14 protein-coding genes, 1 tRNA gene and 1 pseudogene are annotated in these 17,668 nt (G+C 69.6%); 10 read left to right on the forward strand and 6 right to left on the reverse strand.

What is annotated here, in order from left to right; all coding sequences use genetic code 11:
- Nucleotides 1-196: 196 nt before the first annotated feature.
- The 3 genes from ACH4FH_RS25025 to ACH4FH_RS25035 all read left to right on the forward strand — a co-directional run bounded on the left by ACH4FH_RS25025 (nt 197) and on the right by ACH4FH_RS25035 (nt 3,329).
- A complete protein-coding gene (locus ACH4FH_RS25025; RefSeq protein WP_398558276.1) occupies nt 197-1,438 on the forward strand; it encodes a DNA polymerase III subunit delta' in 1,242 nt (413 codons plus the stop codon).
- Between the two features lie 124 nt (nt 1,439-1,562).
- Nucleotides 1,563-3,152: an alpha/beta hydrolase gene (locus ACH4FH_RS25030; RefSeq protein WP_398558119.1), complete on the forward strand. Its 1,590-nt coding sequence runs from the start codon at nt 1,563-1,565 to the stop codon at nt 3,150-3,152.
- Nucleotides 3,153-3,255: 103 nt separating this feature from the next.
- Nucleotides 3,256-3,329 (forward strand) — tRNA-Thr (locus tag ACH4FH_RS25035).
- 47 nt (nt 3,330-3,376) lie between these two features.
- Here the strand turns inward: ACH4FH_RS25035 and ACH4FH_RS25040 are convergent.
- Nucleotides 3,377-4,099, reverse strand: a pseudogene (locus ACH4FH_RS25040) (tyrosine-type recombinase/integrase); the annotation flags it as partial.
- Between the two features lie 180 nt (nt 4,100-4,279).
- On the opposite strand from ACH4FH_RS25040, the gene ACH4FH_RS25045 reads away from it, so the two are divergent.
- Both ACH4FH_RS25045 and ACH4FH_RS25050 read left to right on the forward strand, forming a co-directional pair.
- Nucleotides 4,280-4,495 carry a hypothetical protein gene (locus tag ACH4FH_RS25045; protein WP_398558120.1) on the forward strand — a complete coding sequence of 72 codons (216 nt, stop codon included), beginning with the start codon at nt 4,280-4,282 and terminating at the stop codon, nt 4,493-4,495.
- A gap of 452 nt (nt 4,496-4,947) precedes the next feature.
- Nucleotides 4,948-5,220 carry a peptidoglycan-binding protein gene (locus ACH4FH_RS25050; RefSeq protein WP_398558121.1) on the forward strand — a complete coding sequence of 91 codons (273 nt, stop codon included), beginning with the start codon at nt 4,948-4,950 and terminating at the stop codon, nt 5,218-5,220.
- A 101-nt stretch (nt 5,221-5,321) separates the two neighbouring features.
- On the opposite strand, the gene ACH4FH_RS25055 is transcribed toward ACH4FH_RS25050, so the two are convergent.
- Nucleotides 5,322-5,516, reverse strand: coding sequence for a LysM peptidoglycan-binding domain-containing protein (locus ACH4FH_RS25055; RefSeq protein WP_398558122.1), 195 nt, complete (start codon nt 5,514-5,516; stop codon nt 5,322-5,324).
- Nucleotides 5,517-6,366: 850 nt separating this feature from the next.
- Between ACH4FH_RS25055 and ACH4FH_RS25060 the strand changes: the two genes are divergently transcribed.
- The 4 genes from ACH4FH_RS25060 (at nt 6,367) to ACH4FH_RS25075 (ending at nt 12,061) form a co-directional block, all read left to right on the forward strand.
- Nucleotides 6,367-7,983: an MDR family MFS transporter gene (locus tag ACH4FH_RS25060; protein ID WP_398558123.1), complete on the forward strand. Its 1,617-nt coding sequence runs from the start codon at nt 6,367-6,369 to the stop codon at nt 7,981-7,983.
- Between the two features lie 71 nt (nt 7,984-8,054).
- Nucleotides 8,055-8,903, forward strand: coding sequence for an SDR family oxidoreductase (locus tag ACH4FH_RS25065; RefSeq protein WP_398558124.1), 849 nt, complete (start codon nt 8,055-8,057; stop codon nt 8,901-8,903).
- Between the two features lie 584 nt (nt 8,904-9,487).
- A complete protein-coding gene (locus ACH4FH_RS25070; RefSeq protein ID WP_398558125.1) occupies nt 9,488-10,402 on the forward strand; it encodes a diiron oxygenase in 915 nt (304 codons plus the stop codon).
- A gap of 9 nt (nt 10,403-10,411) precedes the next feature.
- Nucleotides 10,412-12,061, forward strand: a complete 1,650-nt coding sequence (locus tag ACH4FH_RS25075) for an FAD-dependent oxidoreductase (protein ID WP_398558126.1) — start codon at nt 10,412-10,414, stop codon at nt 12,059-12,061.
- A 31-nt stretch (nt 12,062-12,092) separates the two neighbouring features.
- Here ACH4FH_RS25075 and ACH4FH_RS25080 read toward each other — a convergent pair whose 3' ends face one another.
- From ACH4FH_RS25080 to ACH4FH_RS25095, 4 genes are all read right to left on the reverse strand, one after another.
- The gene (locus ACH4FH_RS25080) at nt 12,093-12,986 is read right to left on the reverse strand and encodes a carbohydrate ABC transporter permease (RefSeq protein ID WP_398558127.1); all 894 of its coding nucleotides are present in this window, start codon (nt 12,984-12,986) and stop codon (nt 12,093-12,095) included.
- On the reverse strand, nt 12,983-13,894 hold the full coding sequence (locus ACH4FH_RS25085) for a carbohydrate ABC transporter permease (protein ID WP_398558128.1): 912 nt from the start codon (nt 13,892-13,894) through the stop codon (nt 12,983-12,985). Before ACH4FH_RS25085 ends, ACH4FH_RS25080 begins: the two co-directional genes overlap by 4 nt.
- A gap of 75 nt (nt 13,895-13,969) precedes the next feature.
- Nucleotides 13,970-15,415 carry an extracellular solute-binding protein gene (locus ACH4FH_RS25090; protein ID WP_398558129.1) on the reverse strand — a complete coding sequence of 482 codons (1,446 nt, stop codon included), beginning with the start codon at nt 15,413-15,415 and terminating at the stop codon, nt 13,970-13,972.
- Entirely contained in the window at nt 15,402-16,361 is a 960-nt protein-coding gene (locus tag ACH4FH_RS25095; RefSeq protein WP_398558130.1) for a GNAT family N-acetyltransferase, read from the reverse strand. The genes ACH4FH_RS25090 and ACH4FH_RS25095 overlap by 14 nt, the downstream gene beginning before the upstream one ends.
- 354 nt (nt 16,362-16,715) lie before the next feature.
- Between ACH4FH_RS25095 and ACH4FH_RS25100 the strand changes: the two genes are divergently transcribed.
- Entirely contained in the window at nt 16,716-17,597 is an 882-nt protein-coding gene (locus ACH4FH_RS25100; protein ID WP_398558131.1) for a glycerophosphodiester phosphodiesterase, read from the forward strand.
- The last annotated feature ends 71 nt before the right edge of the window (nt 17,598-17,668 follow it).

Below are 17,668 nucleotides of genomic sequence, written 5' to 3' on the forward strand. Positions count from 1 at the left end.
ATTCGTTTGTCAGTGGGTTGCACCAGAATGGGTCGCACGCGGAGCACCGCGAGGCGTTCGGGCAGGCCGGCGGGCACGGCCGGCCCTCGTGGGCAGCGGCGTGACGCGGCGCACGACGTACAGCACGCACCACGCGCAGGACATGCCGTACGCCATACGGGCGGCATGGAGCGACACGGACAGGACGGCGGCAGCGATGGCGGTATGGGACGACGTGGTCGGGCAGGACCAGGTGACCGATCGGCTTGCCGCGGCCGCGCGCGACGCCGACGCCATCGTGTCCACCGACAGCGCGGCGGCCGCCGCACCGCGCGGTACCCAGGCGCCGGACGAGCCATCGGGCGCGTCGCAGATGACCCACGCCTGGCTGTTCACGGGGCCACCCGGATCCGGCAGGTCCACCGCCGCCCGCGCCTTCGCCGCCGCGCTGCAGTGCGTCAGCCCGGACCGCGCGCTCGGCGGGGCCCCCGGCTGCGGCTTCTGCGACGGCTGCCACACCGCCCTGGTCGGCACCCATGCCGATGTCGAGATCGTCCGGACGGACCTGCTGTCCATCGGCGTCAAGGAAACCCGTGATCTGGTCCGCCGCTCCTCCCTCTCCCCGGCCGGCGGCCGCTGGCAGGTGATCGTCCTGGAGGACGCCGACCGCCTCACCGAGGGCGCGGGCAACGTCCTCCTCAAGGCCATCGAGGAGCCCGCTCCCCGTACGGTCTGGCTGCTGTGCGCTCCCTCCATCGAGGACGTCCTGCCCACCATCCGCTCCCGCTGCCGCCTGCTGACCCTGCGCACCCCGCCGGTCAGCGCGGTCGCCGACGTCCTGGTCCGCCGGGACGGCATCCCGCCGGAGGCCGCCGCCCTCGCCGCGCGCGCCACCCAGGGGCACATCGGCCGGGCCCGCCGGCTCGCCACGGACGAACGTGCCCGTAGCCGCCGCGCTGCGGTGCTCAAGCTGCCCCTCCGCATCGACGACATCGGCGGCTGCCTCAAGGCCGCCCAGGAGCTGATCGACGCCGCGGGGGAGGACGCCAAGCAGGTCGCCGAGGAGGTCGACACCAAGGAGACCGAGGAGCTGCGCGCCGCGCTCGGCGCCGCCTCCGGGACGGGCGGCCGGATGCCGCGCGGCACGGCAGGTGTCATGAAGGAGCTCCAGGACAAGCAGAAGCGCCGCTCCACCCGCACCCAGCGCGACAGCCTCGACCTGGCCCTGATCGACCTCACCGGCTTCTACCGCGATGTGCTCGCTCTCCAGATGGGCGCCTCCGTGCCGCTCGCCAACGGCGAGGTCCGCGACAGCATCCAGCGCGTCGCCGGCAGCTCGACCCCGGAGTGCACGCTGCGCCGGATAGAAGCCGTGATCGCCTGCCGCGGTGCCCTGGATCGCAACGTGGCGCCGCTGCTCGCGGTCGAAGCGATGACCGCCGCCCTTCGCGCCGGCTGACCGTCCTTCCCGGCCGGCCCGCTCCGCCGCATATCCTCCAACGCCTCTCCATCGCCTCCCTGTCGCCATCTCCGATGCCATCGCCGCCGAAGCCGAACCAGGTACCGAGACCGAGGGACCGCCCATGGCCACCAGCCGCCCGCTCTGCACCATCGCCGCCGTCCTCGCGGCGACCGCCCTGCTGATCTCCGGCTGCTCGTCGGGGAGTTCCTCCGACACGGAAGCGTCGCCCGGCCGCGGGTCGGAGGCCGGTGCGGGCCGATCCGGCGGCGCGTCCGGCACTCTCGCGCCCCTCCCCACCGCCACCCCGGCCGGCCTCCGCCCGTACTACGACCAGAAGCTGAGCTGGCACGAATGCGGCGTCTCCGGCTTCGAGTGCGCCACGATGAAGGTGCCCTTGGACTACGGCGCGCCCAGCGCGGACACCGACCTCAAGGTCGCGGTGGCCCGTAAGAAGGCCACCGGCCCGGGGAAGCGCATCGGCTCACTGATGGTGAACCCCGGCGGCCCCGGCGGCTCGGCGATCGACTACCTCCAGCAGTACGCACCCCAGCCCGCGGCGGTCCGCGCGCGCTACGACATGGTGGCGATGGACCCGCGCGGCGTGGCCCGCAGCGAACCCGTCGAGTGCCTGTCCGACAAGCAGATGGACAGCTACACCCAGACCGACCAGACCCCCGATTCGCAGGCCGAGGTCGGCAAGCTCACCCGCGCCTACCGCGACTTCGCCAAGGGCTGCCAATCCCGCTCCGGCAAGGTGCTCGGGCATGTCTCCACCGTCGAGGTGGCCCGCGACACGGACGTGCTGCGCGCGATCCTCGGCGACAAGAAGCTCAACTACGTCGGCGCCTCCTACGGCACCTTCCTCGGGGCGACGTACGCCGGTCTCTTCCCCTCCCGGTCCGGCCGCCTCGTCCTCGACGGCGCGATGAACCCTGCGCTGGACGCCCGCACCAACAACGCCGACCAGACCGCCGGCTTCAACACGGCCTTCACCGCGTTCGCCAAGGACTGCGTGAAACGGAGCGACTGCCCGCTCGGCACCAAGAGCGCCGAGGACGCCGGCAAGCAGCTCTCCGCCCTCTTCAAGGAGCTGGACGCGCATCCGGTCGAAACCGGCGAGGCCCGCCCGCTCACCGAGTCCCTCGCCACGACCGGCGTGATCGCCGCGATGTACGACGAAGGGGCCTGGCCCGTCCTGCGCGAATACCTCGCCCAGGCCAAGGGCGGCGACGGCCGCGGCCTGCTCATGCTGTCCGACAGCTACTACGAGCGCGATCAGGACGGCACCTACGCCAACCAGATGTACGCCAACGCCGCCGTGAACTGCCTCGACCTGCCGCCGGCCTTCACCACGACCCAGCAGGCCCGTGCGGCCATCCCCACCTTCCGCAAGACCTCCCCGGTCTTCGGAGACAACTTCGCCTGGGCCGCCCTGAACTGCACCTACTGGCCGGTCAAGGCCACCGGCAAGCCCCACCGCATCGAGGCCAAGGGCGCCGACCCGATCGTCGTCGTCGGCACCACCCGCGACCCGGCCACCCCGTACGCCTGGGCCGAGGGCCTGGCCGACCAGCTGGCCAGCGCCACCCTCCTGACCTACGACGGCGACGGCCATACCGCCTACGGCCGCGGCAGCGACTGCATCGACACCGCGATCAACACCTACCTCCTCGAAGGCACCGCCCCACCCAAGAACAAGCACTGCAAGTGACCCGCACCACACCCACCCGCCGCAGGCCCCGCCCACCCCTGACCAGCCCTTAAACCGGTGTCAAAGCACCCCCTGCCGATGTGTAGACTAGGCCGCGCACCACGCCGCCTTAGCTCAGTTGGCCAGAGCAACGCACTCGTAATGCGTAGGTCTCGGGTTCGAATCCCGAAGGCGGCTCTGTGGAAGCCTCAGGACTCACTCGCCGTGACCTGGGGCTTTTGCTTTTACCGGATGCGGCGACGTAGCCGGGTCCGGGCCGCGCGGCGGTCTTCAGTCTCAGTTCTAGTCTCAGTTTCGGGTGTGGGCTCGGGGCGAGGCAGGAACGCGTCCCCCATCCGACGCATCGCATCCTTCGAGAGGTGCGATCGCCCCTTCACGTAGCGACGCGTCTGGCTGATCTGCGTGTGCCGAAGAATCTCCATGATGGTCGGCATGTCCACGCCCAGCTCGTTCAGGATCGTGCCCGCCGTGTGGCGGCTCCCGTCGTAGAGGCGGCGGTCGTCGATCCCGGCTTCAGTGAGCAGCCCCTTGAACTCCTCGTAGTCGGCGCGAGGGTCGAGGGGGCGTCCGTCCGGCCGCGAGAACAGCACGTGGTGTTCCTCCCACAGCTCCCCGGCGGTGGCACGCATCTCCCCCTGTTGCGCCTTGTGGGCGCGCAGGAACGGGATAAAGACGGGCGGGACCGGGACGGCGTTCCGGCTCTTCTTGGTCTTGGGCCGGGTGAAGGTGAGGGTGAGTCCGCCCTCCTTGCGCTGCGAGCATGTGCTCGCGTGCTTGCGCACGTCTTGGGACAGGGCTTCGGGCAGCCCCGCTTGTAGTTCCGATGCGTGGTGCAGTCGGGAGGGCACGGCTCGAAGCGGTGGAGGCGGGCGCCGCAGGAGTTGCCAATCCGGGCGGAACAATTCCGCGTCCGGGTCGACGTACGGCCACCGCAGCCCGAGCGCCTCTCGCCGCGGAGCCAGACTCATGCCGGACGGCTCGCTTCAGCACAACACGCTCGGCGACCCCGAAGCTGGCCTGCTCGCCCGAGGCGACCTGAATGCCTCTTGGACAACCACTCACCCACCCCAGGTTCACCCCGCGACGCTCTGCGTCGAGAAGGACTGATCGCGGAAGCAGGCGGATGGATGGCCCTCGCCGCGTCCGAGGGCACCGCCCTCCTGATGGCCCTCGATGTAATGGCTAACGGCTGGTTCATCGGTGAGACCGGTCTCCAGTACCGCAAACACCAGGGACAGACGACCGCACACCCTGACCATCGCTCGGGTGCGGAGTGGGAAGCCCGGATGGCAGCGATCCGCAAGCATGCGGAAGTCCTTGCACGGCGGCACCTCATCACCTGAGAGCCAGGCCCCCTGCTCAGGAACCTGACTCCAGTGGCCGAAGAGGGGGTCTGGACGCCCGAAGAAACTCGGTGAGCCTTGGGATGCCTCTGAGACGCACGGACTCAGAAACCCCGGCTGGCCCGAGGCTTCTGATGCAGACCAATCTCCTGGCAGAGGTAGAGCAGATCGCTCGGGGCAAATAGCACGCCCCGACGGCTTCGAGGTGCGTCGTCACTGCGCGGCTCGCACGCTGGATGCCTGACACCAACCCGACGGAACTCCTTACCGCGCGGTGTCTGCGGTCCTGTGCTTCTCTGGGAGGGCCGAAGCCAGTGCCACGGCCGCATGCCTTTATCGATAGGCCCATGACCTGCCAGCCGGTACTCCGTCGGGCACTCCGTTGCTATGCCGCAGTCAACTCGGTCATTGCATAACCGAGTTGACGCCCGCACATGAACAGGAGCCTCGTGATGACCCAACCGACCCAAGCGTGCAACTTCACCGTCAGCCGCCCGACGCTCAAACGTGGTTCGTCGGGGGAGGCGGTCAAGCAGGCGCAGTGCTACCTCAATCTGTCGATGCGGGGGGACCGGCTGCTCGAGGACGGATCATTCGGTCCGGCCACCGATGCCGCGACCAAGAGATTCCAGAAGTGCGCCGCGATCACGGTCGACGGCGTTATCGGCGCGCAGACCTGGTCTTTCCTTACCTTCTGGGCCAACTCGCCTGACTGTGTCTGCTGAAGCGTCTACGCGCCCTGAAAGCGTGAGCAGACGGCGGCGGTTGAGCTGCGACCGCCGCCGAGGCTCACGTCAGGCCGCCATCGGTGCCGATTTGGCGACGATCAGTCGGCGCTCGATCTGGTTTCGTCCGCCAGGGTTTCGACGATCAGTTCCTGCCCGACTTCGATGTGGTTCCTGTCGGGAATGCCGTTCCACTCAACGAGCTGGTCGACCGTCGTCGTAAAACTGGCAGCTATGGCGGTGAGTGTGTCACCGGACTTGACCGTGTAGTACGTGTGTGCCGTGTTTGTCGTCATATCTCCACGCTAGTCCGGATGGATGGACTTCGCTCGGGAGCGCGTCGTTCAGGCAATCCAGGGCCCGCCACACCAGGAGCATTGAGGGCCCGGTAGCCGGGCTCCGAATGGTTACGCGCCAATGCTGAGGCACTGTCACCGCGACACGAATCGTGTAGAGCAATGGCGATGCCGGCGATGCCCCCTGACGGCGCTGGAGGTTCTGGGCCGTGGTCACGGTGACCCTACGCGCGCACGATCTTCGGCCGTTTCGTGCGTGGCCGGCGGGCAGGACCCGCCCCCTTCGTCCGGCTCGCCCTCCTGGCGGTCATCTCACGCTCTGGGCCATAGACAGCGTGCGCGTGACCTGGGGCCTTTGCTTTTACCGGATGCGGCGCCGGGAGCGCGCCGCCTTGCTGCCCATGGTGCGCCGCGGGGATCTCCGTGATCGTGGGCATGTCCACGATGGCACCATCCAAGGTCCCGGTTTCCGTCACGATGCCCTCGCCCTGGCCCTCGTCGCGCGCGTCGATGCCGTACTCCTCCGCCCACGGATCCTGGCGGCAGGCGACCCCCGGCCAGCCGGAAATGGTGGCACCGCGCGCGGACCCTCCGCTACGGTATTGGGCATCCGTAATCGACACAGAGGAAGTGACGAGTAGCAAAGACGAACCACGAAGGACCGTGATCAGCACATGTGCTGGCGTCTGATCAACGGTTGAGAGGGCCGGAAAGGCCGGAGTCGGACGAGATCCGACCACCCCATCTCCGCTGCTGATGACAGGCAGCGTTCTTCATCGACTTCGTTTGCGTACTCCCACTTCGAGCGGTGCCCCTCTCACGGCATTGCTCCGCGATTACGAGGATTCTCATGGCTTCCCCTTCAGCCGAGCCTGCCATCGGCGCCCCCACCACATCGGCTTCGTCGGCCAGGACCAATGCGCTGGTCCTCACCCTCATGGTGGCGGTCTTTCTCTCCCTGCTCGACTCCCAGATCGTCGCCACCGCACTGCCCCGCGTCGTCGGTGACCTGGGTGGACTCGACGAGTTCGGCTGGGTCACCACGGGCTATCTCATCGGAGGCAGTGCAGCCGTCCCGGTCTACGGCAAGCTCGGTGATCTGTTCGGACGCAAGCGCGTCTTCGTGGCCTCGATCGCCGTCTTCCTCGTCGGATCGGTGCTCTGCGGCCTCGCCCGGACGATGAGTCAGCTCATCGCCTTTCGTGTGATCCAGGGAGTGGGCAGCGGCGGCCTGTTCATCTGTGTCCTCGTCCTCATCGGTGAGATGTTCTCCCCACGTGAGGGCGCGCGCTATTACGGCTGGTTCTCCCTCACGTTCGGCGCCGCCGCGCTCGCCGGTCCCACCCTCGGCGGTGTGCTGACCGAACTCGCCGGCTGGCGCTGGGTGTTCTTCGTCAACCTGCCCCTCGGCGCCGTGGTGCTGGTCATCGTCGCCTCGATGCTGCGCCTTCCCGCCCAGGCCAGGAAGAAGGCCGACATCGACTACGCCGGCGTCTTCCTCCTCGTCGTCGCGATCGTCGGCCTGAACCTCCTCACCGGCTGGGCAGGCGTCAAGTACCCCTGGAACTCGCCGGTCATCCTCGGCCTTGCCGTCGGATCGGTCCTCGCGGTGGCGCTGTTCGTCCTGTCGCAGCGCCGCGCGGTGGACCCCGTCATCCCGCTGCGGCTCTTCGCCGACCAGACCTTCACCCTCGTCGTCATCCTCGGCTTCATCGCCGGCTTCGTCGGCCTGGGCCTGATCAACTACCTCGTCCTGTGGCTGCAGAACGTCCTCGGCCTCGATGCGCAGAAGTCCGGCTACATCCTCACCGCCATGATGCTCGGCGTCGTGGTGACCTCGTGGGTCAGCGCCAAGGTCATCGGGCGCACCGCCTCCTACCGCTGGTTCCCGGTGCTCAGCATGGTGGTGTTCGCCGTCGCCGCCGCGCTGTTCTCCACGGCCGGACCCGAGACGGGCGTCGCCCTCGCGATCGTCTACGTCCTGCTCTTCGGGATCGCCGGCGGTCTCAACTCCCAGGCACTGAGCCTCGCCGCCCGCAACACCGCGAGCATGCAGGACATCGGATCCGTGCAGGGCACCGCCACCCTCATGCGGCAACTGGGCACCGGGCTCGGTGTCTCGTTCTTCGCCGCTTTGATGAACGCGCGTCTGGGCAACGGACTCAAGGGGCGCCTCGGCGGCGAATCCGGCGTCCACCTCGACAAGGACGGCTCGCTCGCGCCCGAGGTGCTCGGCCGCCTCTCCGAGCCCGTCCGCCGCGAAGTCGCGGAGATCTACGCGGACTCGCTCCGTCCCGTCTTCCACGCGGTGATCCCGATCGTCCTCGCCGGATTGGTGGCGGCGCTCTTCCTCAAGGACGTCAAGCTCTCCGGCGGTCACGGTCACGGTCATGGCGATGCCGAGCCGGAGCAGCTCGGGGACGACGCCCTCGGCGAGGCGTCCTCCGCCGCTCGTAGCGAATCCTGACGCATCCCTTTCACCCAGCGGACTTCCCGGCACGACGTCCGCCGTGCCGCCCATCCCAAGGAGATCCACGCATGATTCTGGTAACCGGCGCCACCGGCAATGTCGGCAGCGAACTCGTCGCCCGGCTCGCCGCCGACGGCGTACCCGTGCGGGCCATGACCCGTTCGCCCGAGAAGGCCGAGTTCCCCGCCGGCGCCGAGGCGATCGCCGGCGACTTCGACAAGCCCGAGACGTTGCCCGCGGCCCTGGCCGGCGTCGACCGCGTCTTCGTCGTCCCGCCGGGCTACGGCCCCGAGGGCCCGGTCCAGGAACGCACCCTCGTCGCCGCTGCCCGCGAGGCCGGCGTCAAGCACCTGGTCAAGCTCTCCACCAGCGGCGTCGGCTTCGGCGCCACCGACCCGCTGACCTCCGGCCACCGCCAGGGCGAGCAGGTCGTCCAGGAGTCCGGTCTGGAGTGGACCATCCTGCGCCCCGGCACGTTCATGGTCTACCTCTACGGCTACGCCGGCACGATCGGCAAGGAGCGGACCATGTACGTGACCGAGGGCGACCCGGTCTCCGCCATGATCCATCCGCGTGACATCGCCTCCGTCGCCGCCAAGGTCCTCACCACCTCCGGTCACGGGGGCCGGGCCTACACCCTCACCGGTGGCGAGGCTCTCAGCCCGCAGCGCCAGGGCGAGATCGTCGGCGAGGCCCTGGGCCAAGCGGTCGAGGTCGTCGAGCGCAGCAAGGCAGCGACGCAGGCGGAGTTCGACCGGCTGGGTTGGGGCGGGCCCCGCCTGGAGGCCCTGCTGGAGCTCAAGCGCCAGTCGGTCGCGTGGGATGGGGAGATCTCCGATGCCGTCGAGAAGATCACTGGAAGGCCGCCGCTGACCCTGCGCAATTGGGTCGAGGAGAACATTCACATCTTCGGCTGAGCCGACCCGCACACCGCGTGGGTCGGCTCGGGGCCCGGAGCCGTTGGCTGCCGCTTGCGTTCGCCGCGCCCAAGCGTCCCGAGGGCTCCGGGCGGCCCCCATCGCCACTCCACGCGCGGAGACCGTGGAGTGGAACGCGAAATTCTTACTGAGGGGTAGGCCCGCCCGGGGCGCTTGTTATACGGTCCGTCTAACAAGAGGGGGCGGGTGGTTGGCCTCTCAGTGATCCACCGGAGGTGTCGATCATGGCGGTCACGAAGACGCCTGCGCTGACCTGCAGGGTTACTGCGGATGAGGATGTTCCGCCACGTCTGTACGCGTCACCCGTGAGTCCCTGTACGCCCTGACCGTGGCCTGACGTCGCCCTGCGTCGTGGTGCTCGGCCGGCGTCGATCCGGTCGGGCGGGCACGAAAACCTGACGGCCGCGGCCACGGGCCGAGCACCTCCCGGGCAGTGGCCGCCGGGCGCCCCAACGCACCCCACCTAACACACCCCCACGCAACAGCGCGCTGCATCAGAGCACCAGCAAGAGCACACCGCAACAGCGAACAGGATCACCCCACTCGATTCGAGGAGCCGCATCATGGCAAGCAGCCCCGTTCGGCCGGAGACGCAGGACCGGCTTCACGAGCACGTCGTAGCCCAGCGGTTGCTCGACTCGGCCGCGACGCTGTCGTACGACCCGGCCACGGAGGTGGACTGGGAGACGCCGCTGGACAAGAATTTCCACGGTGCGAGCCCGGAGTGGAGCACGCTCTACGGCACGGCGTACTGGGGTGAGCTGACCGAGGCGCAGCGCAAGGAGTTGACGCGGCACGAGGCCGCGTCGGTGGCCAGCACCGGCATCTGGTTCGAGATGATCCTGCAGCAGATGGTGCTGCGTGACATCTACGCGAAGGATCCGACCGACGCCGAGTTCCAGTGGGCGCTCACGGAGGTCGCCGAGGAGTGCCGGCACTCGATCATGTTCGCCCGGGGTGCCCAGAAGCTCGGCGCGCCGGCCTACCGGCCGCACCGGTTCGCGATCGAACTCGGCCGTGCGTTCAAGACAGTTGCGTTCGGCGAGGCCGCGTACGCGGCGATCCTGGTCGCCGAGGAAGTCCTCGACGTCATGCAGCGCGACTGGATGCGTGACGACCGGGTGGTGCCCTTCGTCCGCACCATCAACAACATTCATGTCGTCGAGGAGTCCCGGCACATGAAGTTCGCCCGGGACGAGACGCTCAAGCGGCTCAAGAAGGTGGGCTGGGTACGCCGCCAGATCCACGCCTTCGTGATCGCGATCGCGTCCTACGTCATCGTCACCAGCATGGTGAACAGGGGCGTCTACGCCAACGCCGGGCTCGACAGGAAGCGCGCCCTCGGCGAGGCGCGGGCCAACGAGCACCACAAGTCGATGATGCGGTCGAGCTGTTCGGGCCTGATGGACTTCCTGGCCTCGGCCCGCCTGCTGACCAAGCCCGCGCTGATCTTCTACAAGCGCGCGAACCTGATCTGAGCCGAGGCCATGACCTACGCCATCACCCAGACCTGCTGCAGCGACGCCACCTGCGTCGCCGTATGCCCGGTGAACTGCATCCACCCGACGCCGCAGGAGCGGGCGTTCGGCAGTACGGAGATGCTGTACATCGACCCGAAGACCTGCATCGACTGCGGTGCCTGCGCGGACGCCTGCCCGGTGGACGCGATCTTCCCGGTCGACAGTCTGTTCGGCGCGCAGAAGGAGTACGCCGGGATCAACGCGGCGTATTTCGACGACGAGGATCCCGAGCCGGTCGACGACAGCCCGAACTTCCACGCCTGGGGCGAGCCGGCTTTCGAGCGCAGCCTGCCGTCCGACTTCGCGCCGATCAGGGTCGCGGTGGTCGGTACCGGCCCGGCCGGCATGTACGCGGCCGAGGACCTGCTGCTGCACACCAACGCCGAGGTCACGCTGGTCGACCGGCTGCCGGTGGCGGGCGGTCTCGTACGGTACGGCGTGGCGCCGGATCACCCGGCGACCAAGAAGGTCGGCGACACCTTCGCGCGGTTCCACACACATCCCCGGGTGCGTATGCACCTGGGGCTCGAAGTGGGCCGGGACATCACCACGGAGGAGCTTTCCGCGCATCACGACGCGGTCATCTACGCCGTGGGTGCCTCCGCCGACCGCCGCCTCGGCATACCGGGCGAGGACCGGTCCGGCAGCATCTCGGCGACCACGTTCGTCTCCTGGTACAACGCCCACCCGGAGGTCGCGCCGGACACGATCGACCTGTCCGCGGAGCGGGTGGTCGTGGTCGGCAACGGCAATGTCGCCCTCGATGTCGCCCGCATCCTGGTCTCGGACCCGGAGGCCCTGGCCGGCACCGACATCGCCGACCACGCGCTGGCGGCCCTGCGCGCGAGCAAGGTGCGCGAGGTGGTGTTGCTCGGCAGGCGCGGTCCCGAGGACGCGGCGTACACCAGGTCCGAGCTGCTCGCACTCAAGCACCTGGCCGGCGTGCAGCTGGTCGTGGACGACCACGACCCGCGGATCGGCGTCACCATCGACGCGGCCGGGCCGAAGGACAAAGCCGCGGTCCTGCAGGGTGTGACGCGCGCCGAGGCGGACTGTTCGGTCGCGCCGGCGCCGGGTCGACGCATCGTGCTCCGCTTCCATTCCACGCCTGTGGAGGTGCTCGGCGGGGGATCCGTGAGTGCCGTACGCATCACGGGGGCCTCGGGGGAGGTGGAGGTGCCGGCCGGGCTGCTGCTGCGGGCGATCGGATATCGCGGCGCGCCGGTCGCCGGGCTGCCGTTCGACGAGGCCACGGGCACCGTTCCGCACGAGCGGGGCCGCGTGTCGGGCCGCCCGGGGACGTACGTCGTGGGCTGGATCAAACGCGGCCCCTCGGGCGGCATCGGTGCCAACCGCACCTGCGCCGCGGAGACGGTCGGCACGTTGCTCGACGACGCCGTCGCGGGCTCGCTGCCCGCGCCGACGGGCGCGGCGAACGCGTTCCGCCGGCTCGCGCGGCGCCGCAACCGCCATGTCGTCGACGCCCGTGGCCTGGCCGCGATCAACCGGGCCGAGGTGGCCCGAGGACGCAGCGACGGCCGCCCCCGGGTCAAACTGGCCACGGTCCGTCAGCTGGTGTCGACGGCGAGAGGCAACCGCTGGCGGGTGCCGCGCTGAGCCGAAAGGGTGGGCGGTCCCGGCCGGACGTTCACTTGAGGCCGCTGAGCATGACCCCGCGGATGTAGTGCTTCTGCAGCAGCAGGAAGAGCATCAGGATCGGCAGGATGCTCAGTACGAGCCCGGCCATCATGACCGGCACCATGCGATCGGGGTCGAGGTAGCTCTGCAGCATCTGGATGCCGACGGGCAGCGTCATCAGCTGTGGGTTCGCGGTGGAGACCAGGAGCGCCCAGATGTATTCGTTCCAGGCGTTGACGAAGGTGAGCAGGGCGAGGGTGACCGCGACCGGTTTGGTCTGCGGGGCGACGATCCGCCACCACACGGCGAATTCCCCGGCGCCGTCGATCCGTGCCGCCTCCAGCATCTCGTCCGGAATGGAGATCATGAACTGCCGCATCAGGAAGATCCCGAATCCGGAGACCAGAAAGGGCATGACGAGTGCGGCGAGGCTGACGGTGAGGCCCGCGCCACCGCGGCCGAGGACATCGTTCCCGCCGGCTCCCGGCCAGTGCACCAGGATCAGGAAGTGCGGGATGAAGAAGATGAACGGCGGGAACATCATCGTCGACAGGACCAGCCGGAAGATCAGCTCACGACCCGGAAAGCGCAGCTTGGCCAGGGCGTATCCGGCGAGTGAGGAGGTCATGAGGATGGAGCCGGTGATCAGCGCGGTGGCGATGACGCTGTTGCGGAACAGCAGCGGCAGGTTCAATTGCCGCATGGCGGCCTGATAGTTCGAGAATTCGAAGGCTTCGGGGAGGAATCGGTAGGGCAGTCTGCCGTATTCTCCCGGGCCTTTGAACGAGGTCAGCAGCATGTCCAGGAACGGCACGATGGTCAGGACGGCGCCGACGGCCACCAGCGTGTAGGACGCCCAGGGGAAGCGCACGCGGCTCGTGGCCCGCGCCGTTCGCGGGCTCACGCGTCCGCCCCTTTCCGGCGGAACAGCCACAGTTGCGCCACGGTGCTGACCGCGATCACCAGGAACAGGACGAAGGCCGCGGCCCCGGCCAGTCCCCAGTCGCCGTACTGGAATGCCTGCTGGTACATCTCCAGGGCCGCGACGTTGGTGGCGTCCCCCGGCCCGCCGTCGCCGGTCATGACGTTGATCAGGGCGAACGACTGCAATCCGGTGATGAATTGGGTGATGCACACGAACAGCAGGGAGGGACGGAGCAGCGGCAGCGTGATCCGCCGGAAGAGCGTGAACTTGTCCGCGCCGTCCAGCTCCGCGGCCTCGTAATAGACCTCGGGAATCGACTTCAGGCCCGCGGTGAGAATGAGGATCGCGGTGCCGATGGACGCCCATGCCTGGACCACGACGACGGACGGCAGCGCCGTGTCGGGGTCCTGGAGAAAGGCGAAGGACGGCATGCCGAGGCCGTTGAGTACGCCGTTGATCAGTCCGCCGGGTTCGTACATGTACTTCCAGACGTTTCCGACGGCGACCACGGTCGTCACGATCGGCAGGAAATACAGGGTGCGCCACAGCCCTTGGAAGCGCAGGTTGTTGATGCAGTTGGCGACCACGAGTGAGCCGGAGAGGGCGATCGTCACGGTGCCGATCGCGTACAGCAGGGTGTTGGTCAGGATGGGCGTCAGGAAGGTCGAGCCGCGGGCGAAGAGGTCGGTGAAGTTGTCCAGGCCGACGGGGTCGATGTCGGTGAGGTCGAACCCGGCCCACCGCGACTGCGAGAGCAGGACGGCGAACAGCAGCGGCAGGGCGAGGAAGACCATGAAGAACAGCAGGGTGGGGGTCAGGAAAAGGTAGGCGACGACGGTCTGCCGCCGCCGTGCCGCCTGGACCGGACCGCCTTCGGCGGAAGCCATACGGCATCACCTCTCTGGAGCATCGGTGTTCGCGGGTGGTGTGGTGGTCGGTTCCGGGCGGCGGTGACGGTCCCCTCAGCCGGGCCGGGAAAGCTCCTGGTCGACCTGCCGGGAGGTGATCCGCAGGGCCTCGTCGACGGACCGGTGGCCCGTCCAGACCGCCTCGATGTTCTTCCGCAGCAGCGATTTCGCCTTCTGCGCGCGGGGGCCGTTCGGCTCCGGGACGGCGTAGTGCAGCGCGTCCAGGAACGGCCCGAGGTTCGGGTCGCTGCCGCTGCCCTTCCCCAGCAGGGCCTGCATGTCGTCGGCACGGCCGGTCATCGAGCCCACCGACACCTGGAGCGCGCTCATCCGGGTCACCGCGACCCGCTTGGTCGTGCCGCTGCCGGCCCGGGTGGGCACCGTGCCGGTGTTGAGCCAGCGCAGGAATTCCCAGGCTTCGTCCGGGTGCCTGCTCCGGGCGTTCACGCCGAGCAGGAAGCCGGTGGCGAGGGTGCCGCGGGCGGCCGGGGTGAGGCCCGGTACCGGGGCCGTCCCGATGTCGCGGTAGCCCTCGCCCATCACGCTGCGCAGGCTGCCCGTCCACCAGCCCCCGTTGATCGCCATCGCCACCTGCCCGGAGGGGAACGCCTTGAAGAGCGCGATGGCGGAGTCGCTTGCCCGGCGGGCGATCAGCCGCCGCTCCAGGTCGAGCACGTCCCGCCCGACCGCGGAGCCGATGGCGGCCCGTCGGCCGTCCGGGGTGAGGAAGGTGCCCCCGCGGGCGGCCAGCAGCGCCAGCGTCTGCCCCACGACCGTCGAATCGTCGGCCCGGGACAGCCCGTAGCCCTGCACCAGGGTGTTGCCGTGGCGGTCCCGCCGGGCCGTGCGGTACGCCATCTCCTCAAGCTCCCGCACGGTGCGCGGCGGCCCGTGCAGACCGGCCTTCCGCAGCAGGCGCTTGTTGTAGTAGAGCGCGTACGTCTGCACCTCTGTGGGGTAGCCGTAGACCGTGCCGTTCACGGAGGACGCCGTGACGGCCGCGGGGGAGAACTCCTGGCGGATCTGCCGCGCGGCGTCCGCAGGCGCCGGCCGCAGTACCCGTGCCTGCGCCAACTGCCCCGTCCACAGGCAGTACGGATGGAGGATGTCGGCTCCCTGGCCCGCGGCCTGACGGACCATGTACGTGGTCAGCAGGTCGGTGAATTTGACCGCGGTGGTCCGTACCTTCACCCGGTCGTGCGTGGCGTTCCACGCGTCGACGGCGCCTTGCAGGGCCGACTTCAGCGGATCGCTCGCGTAGTGCGACAGGACGGTCAGCACGATCGGATCGCCGGATCGGCCGCGCGCGGCACGCCCGAATCCGCCGCCGGCGCCGGACGCGTCGTCGTCCGACGCACCGCAACCGGCCGCGGCCAGCAGCCCGCCCGCGGCGCCCACGGCGAACGCCCGGCGCCTCATCGCGCCGCCCGCCGTGCCCCGCCGGTCGTCCGGGGCCCCGTCCTGGTCGCGGGGTGCCTCATGGGTCTCATGTGGTCTCACGCCTCATCACCTCGAACGTGCGCGTCGTGCGGAATCCGGCCGCGCGGTAGAGGTGGCCCGCGGGAGTCTGCTCGCCGGTCCACAGAAACCACGCCCCGTGGGCGCCGTGCGCCCGCATCCGCTCCAGCGTCCGGTGCAGCAGTACCTTGCCCAGTCCCGTACCGCGCTGCTCCGGCCGTACGCCGAACGGCCCGAACCGCTCGGCCAGCGCGTCGTACGCGCCGTGCATGGCCCAGCCCGCCACCTGGCCGCCGGGCTCGCGCGCGATGACCACGTGATCCAGCGGCGTGCCGGTGGACAGGCACCGGCGGATCGTGCGCGCCCAGTCCGGGTTGAACTCGGTGGCCGCCAGACGGACCAGGTCCACCAGGTCGTCGTCGGACGGCGTGCCGAAGCGGTAGCCCTGCGCCACCAGACCCTCCTCGTGCCGCCGCACCTCCTCCGGGACGGAGTAGCCGACCAGGGTGCGGTCCATGGCGGCCGCCTCGTAGCGGACCCGGAAGCCGAGGCTCTCCAGGAGGCCGGCGGCCTGCGGGTACGTCTCGCGGTCCAGGCCGGGCAGCACGTAATGGGGGGCGTACGCGGCGAAGTCGACGCGGCGGCGGCCGTGTCCGTGCAGCCAGTCGAGGGCGTCGGTGAGCAGCCGGCGGCCGACGCCGTGGCGTCGCACGGACGGGTCCACGAAGAAGAAGGGGAGCCAGCCCTGGTCCGGCTCCAGGTCGGTGCCCGCCATCGGGACGAGGCGGCGGACGGCGTAGGCCGCGCCCACCACCCGCCCGTCAAGGACGGCGACCCGCAGCCCCTCCGGGTCGAAATTGGGGTCGAGCAGCACCTGGGCGCGGAAGCGGGCCGCGGTGATCGGATCGCCCGGGGCGCTGCGGCACCAGGCGGCCAGCAGCGAGGGTCCGTCACCGGGGCGGAAGGGGCGTACGGAAGGACGGACCATCGGCTCTCCTGGCATGGCCGTGCGTCACCGGCGAAGGGGCGACCGGTCCTCGCCGGTGACGCAGCGATAGCGACAATTTACCGACAGTGTCCGCCCGTGCGCGGTCGCGACGCCCGGACACGGCGCACTCGGATGGGCGGCACTCACCGCCGTCGCCGTCCGGCCTCGCTGACCTGCGAAGACGCGGCAAACGAGGCGCGCGGTGCGGAGTTGGGCGGGGCGTGTCCGCGTGGCGGGGGCGGCTGGATGGAGGCATCGTGAGCGGACAAGCGCATTCCTGGACGGGAAGGGCCTGAGGGGACGTACGGGACGCAGGCCCTCGCGTCTGCGGAGGAGCGACCAGGAGGCCGCCGCATGGTTCGAGGGTCGATGCGGTTCGCCGCCGCGGGGGTCGCGTTCCTCGTCGCCGCCGCGGTGCCCTCCTCGGCCGTCGCGGCGGCCGAGGACGGCGCGTTCGCCGGCGTGATGAGCGGTGAGGGATACCGTCCGGCGGTGGGGGCGCCCCGAATGATCGCGCACCGCGGCGCGTCCCGGTACGCGCCGGAGAACACCCTCGCCGCGGTCGACGCGGCGCATGAACGCAAACTCCTCTGGGTCGAGAACGACGTGCAGCGCACCAAGGACGGCGAACTGGTCGTGATGCACGACGCCACGCTGGCGCGGACCACGAACGCCGAAAAGGTGTTCCCCCGCCGGGCACCCTGGCGGGTGGCGGACTTCACGGCCGCGGAGGTCGCCCGGCTGGACGCGGGAAGCTGGTTCGGGAAGCGGTTCACGGGGGAGCGGGTGCCGACGCTTACGGCTTTTTTGCGCCGGATGGATCACAACCGGCAGCGGTTGTTGCTGGAACTGAAAGCGCCCCGCCGGTACCCGGGAATGGAGGCCCAGGTCGTCCGTGAACTGCGGCGGGCCGGGTGGCTCGATCGGGCGCATGTGAGAAACCGGCTGGTCGTCCAGAGCTTCTGCGTGCGCTGCGTGGAAACCGTGCACAGGCTGGCGCCGCAGGTCCGTACCGGGATTCTGGGCGCGCCCGCAGTGGACCGCCTGCGTCGCTACGCGCGGTTCGCCGACCAGATCAACCCCCCGCTGTCCCAGGTGAGTTCGCGCTGGATCGCGGCCGTGCACCGGCTGCGGGGACCACACGGCAGGCCGTTGGAGGTCTACGCCTGGGCCGTCGGGAACGGCGCCGGCACGCGGTTGGCGTTGGGGCGCGGTATCGAAGGACTTATTGTCTAGATCTCGCGGGTCACCTGTTTCGGACAGGCATATTGACCCGTACTTCGTTTCCGGGACGCGCTGCGTGAAGG

The sequence above is a fragment of the Streptomyces sp. NPDC017993 genome (assembly GCF_044328065.1).
In the GTDB taxonomy this organism is placed as follows: Bacteria; Actinomycetota; Actinomycetes; order Streptomycetales; family Streptomycetaceae; genus Streptomyces.